Raw genomic sequence first — 3,351 nt, forward strand, 5'->3', positions numbered from 1 at the left:
CTCCGTCCCCGCGGCCTCCGCCGCCCCCTCGCACAGCGCCGGCGGCGGCCCCGGCCCCCGCCCGCGCGCCAAGGCTCTCGTGGACAACGGATTCTGGACCTCGTACGCCGACTGGCACGCCGGCGCCGCCGACGGCACCCGCGTGGTGGCCGCCGCCCGGCCGGGTCTCGTGCTCTCCACCCCGGCGGGCCGCAGCGACTACGCGGACCCGCACACCGGCAAGACGGCCAGCTGGGAGTACGGCACCTGGACCTCGCCGGTGCACCGCTCGGCCGTGCCCGCCACGGAGGTGATCGCCTCCTGGAACGCCGAGACACCGGCCGGCACCTGGCTCCAGGTGGAGTTCCAGGGCAGCTACTCCGACCGGACCAAGACCCCGTGGTACGTGCTGGGGCGCTGGACGTCCGGCGACACCGACGCCGACATCCGGCGCACCTCGGTCGACGGCCAGAGCGACGGCCGCAGCAGCATCTGGACCGACACCTTCGCCGTGGACGACGCGACGACGGGGCTGCGCGTCGTCTCGTACCAGCTGCGGCTCACCCTCTACCGCAAGCCCGGCAGCGGGCTCACCCCCACGGTCCACCGCCTCGGCGCGATGGCCTCGGACATCCCCGACCGGTTCACGGTCCCCGCCTCCACCCCCGGGCTCGTCCGCGAGCTGCCCGTGCCGCGCCTCTCGCAGGACATCCACGCGGGGCAGTATCCGGAGTACGACGGCGGCGGTGAGGCGTGGTGCAGCCCCACCAGCTCGGCGATGATCATCCAGTACTGGGGCCGCGGCCCGTCCGCCAAGGACCTCGCCTGGGTCAATCCGGAGTACGCGGACCCCCAGGTCTGCCACTCGGCGCGCTACACGTTCGACTACCAGTACGACGGCTGTGGCAACTGGCCCTTCAACGCCGCCTACGCCGCCACGTACAAGGACATGAGCTCGGCCGTCACCCGGCTCGGCTCGCTCGGCGACGTCGAGACGCTGGTCGGCGCCGGTATCCCGGTCATAACGTCACAGTCGTTCCTGGAGAAGGAGCTGACCGGGTCGGGCTACGGCACGTCCGGCCATCTGATGACCGTCATCGGCTTCACGGCGGACGGCGACGTGATCGCGAACGACCCGGCGTCGCCGGACGACGACGCGGTGCGCAGGGTCTACCGCCGCCATGAGTGGGAGACGATCTGGCTCAGGACCAAGCGGTACAACGCGGCGGGAGACGTCGTCTCCGGCACCGGCGGTGTCTGTTACGTGTACTGGCCGACGAACCCGACGGCCGCGCAGCGCCGCGCGCTGCGCAAGGTCGGTCTGCTCTGACGGGGACCGGCCGACTTCCGACCCCGTAGGCCGGTGGCCGGCGTGCTCAGGCGCGTCGGCCACCGGCGGGTGTCCGCGGGTAACCCCTTGTGAGCCGTGCCCGGCCTCTCTGCCATACTGCGTTGATTCTGTGGCAGCCGGAGACCAGGATGCGAATTTGAGTCGTTCTCAACAGCGTGGCGAATCCGCACGATCGCAACTGCGGCGCTCCGAACTGATCGCGACGGGGCGGAAGTTGTTCGCCGACACGTCGTACGACGCGCTGTCGATGGATGACATCGCCCAGCACGCCGGGGTGGCCAAGGGGCTGATCTACTACTACTTCAAGAACAAGCGCGGCTATTACCTGGCCATCGTCGAGCACTCCGTCGGCGAACTCGTGATGCTGGCGGCGAGCGAGCCGGGACTGCCGCGCACCGAGCGGATCCAGCGCACCGTCGAGGCCTACCTCCGCTTCGCGCAGGAGAACGGCGCCGCGTACCGCACCATCATCAACGGCGGTGTCGGCTTCGACACCCAGGTCCAGGCCATCCGCGACGCCGTGCGGACGGAACTGGTCTCGACCCTCGCCGAGGGCGCCTACGGGCACCGTGACATCCCGCCCATCGCCCGGCTCGCGCTGCTCGGCTGGCTCAGCAGTGTCGAGTGGCTCACGCTGGAATGGCTGGGCCACCAGGAGATCGAACTGGCCGTCCCGCGTGATCTGCTGGTGCGGATGCTGCGTCATACGCTCAACACCATCGAGGAGTTCGCGCCGGAGTGCCCCGCACCCCCGCCGGACCTCGCCTGGCGGCCGTACACCGGCCGTGACCAGGTGCCCGCGGAGGCCGCAGGGGCTGCGGAGGCCGATCCGCCCGGTGCATGACACCGGGCGGGAAGCCGCCTCACGGCTCCCCGCCCGGGTCGGCTGTGCGCGGGTCAGCCGATGGCGTTGATCAGCTCGCCGTTGGCGGTGTCCCCGCTGAGCTCCCAGAGGAACGTGCCCCCCAGGCCCTGCTGGCTCTCGTACTGCAGCTTGCCCGCGATGGTCTCGGGCGTGTCGTAGCTCCACCACTCGTTGCCGCAGAAGGCGTAAGCGGTACCGGCGACCGTGCCGTTGGCCGGGCACCTGTCCTTGAGGACCTTGTAGTCCTCGATACCGGGCTCGTACGTGCCGGGCGCCGCGCCCGTCGCCGTGCCGCCCGGCTCCTTCTGGGTGACCCCGGTCCAGCCGCGGCCGTAGAAACCGATGCCGAGCAGCAGCTTCTCCGACGGGATGCCGAGGCCCTTGAGCTTCGTGATGGCGGCGTCCGAGTTGAAGCCCTCGGTCGGGATGCCCTCGTACGACGTGAGCGGCGAATGCGGGGCGGTCGGGCCCTGCGCGCTGAAGGCGCCGAAGAAGTCGTACGTCATCGGGTTGTACCAGTCGAGGTACTGGGCCGCGCCCGCGTAGTCGGTGGCGTCGATCTTGCCGCCGTCCGAACCGTCGGCGGTGATGGCGGCCGTCACGAGGTCGGAGCCGAAGGCGCCGCGCAGCGCCGACGCGACGTTCTTGAACGCGTCGGGACCGCTGGTGTCGCAGCTCAGCCCGCAGGCGTTGGGGTACTCCCAGTCGATGTCGATGCCGTCGAAGACATCGGCCCAGCGCGGGTCCTCGACCAGGTCGTGGCAGGACTGGGCGAAGGCGGCCGGGTTCTTGGCTGCCTCACCGAAGCCGCCGGACCAGGACCAGCCGCCGAAGGACCAGAGGACCTTGAGCCCGGGGTGCAGCTTCTTCAGCTCGCGCAGCTGGTTGAAGCTGCCGGCCACCGGCTGGTCCCAGGTGTCGGCCGTGCCGTCCACGCTCTGGTCGGCGGTGTACGTCTTCTGGTAGTCGGCGTAGGCGTCACCGATGGCGCACTTGCCGCCGGTCACGTTGCCGAACGCGTAGTTGATGTGGGTGAGCTTGTCGGCGGAGCCCGACGTCTCGATGTTCTTGACGTGGTAATTCCGCTCGTACACGCCCCAGTCGGTGAAGTAACCGACCACCTTGTTGCCGGCGGCTGCGGGCGCGGCCGCAGCAG

3 protein-coding genes are annotated in these 3,351 nt (G+C 70.3%); 2 read left to right on the forward strand and 1 reads right to left on the reverse strand.

All coding sequences use genetic code 11. The annotated features are described in order from the left end of the window. Nucleotides 1-1,309: peptidase C39 family protein (locus HY68_RS22890; protein WP_041991737.1), on the forward strand; the 1,309-nt coding region annotated here is incomplete at its 5' end. Between the two features lie 157 nt (nt 1,310-1,466). After that, nucleotides 1,467-2,174, forward strand: a complete 708-nt coding sequence (locus HY68_RS22895; RefSeq protein WP_078863727.1) for a TetR/AcrR family transcriptional regulator — start codon at nt 1,467-1,469, stop codon at nt 2,172-2,174. Between the two features lie 53 nt (nt 2,175-2,227). Here the strand turns inward: HY68_RS22895 and HY68_RS22900 are convergent. Next, nucleotides 2,228-3,351, reverse strand: a 1,124-nt coding sequence (locus tag HY68_RS22900) for a glycoside hydrolase family 18 protein (RefSeq protein WP_041991739.1), incomplete at its 5' end; no start/stop codon positions are given.

The organism is Streptomyces sp. AcH 505, assembly GCF_000818175.1.
Taxonomy (GTDB): Bacteria; Actinomycetota; Actinomycetes; order Streptomycetales; family Streptomycetaceae; genus Streptomyces.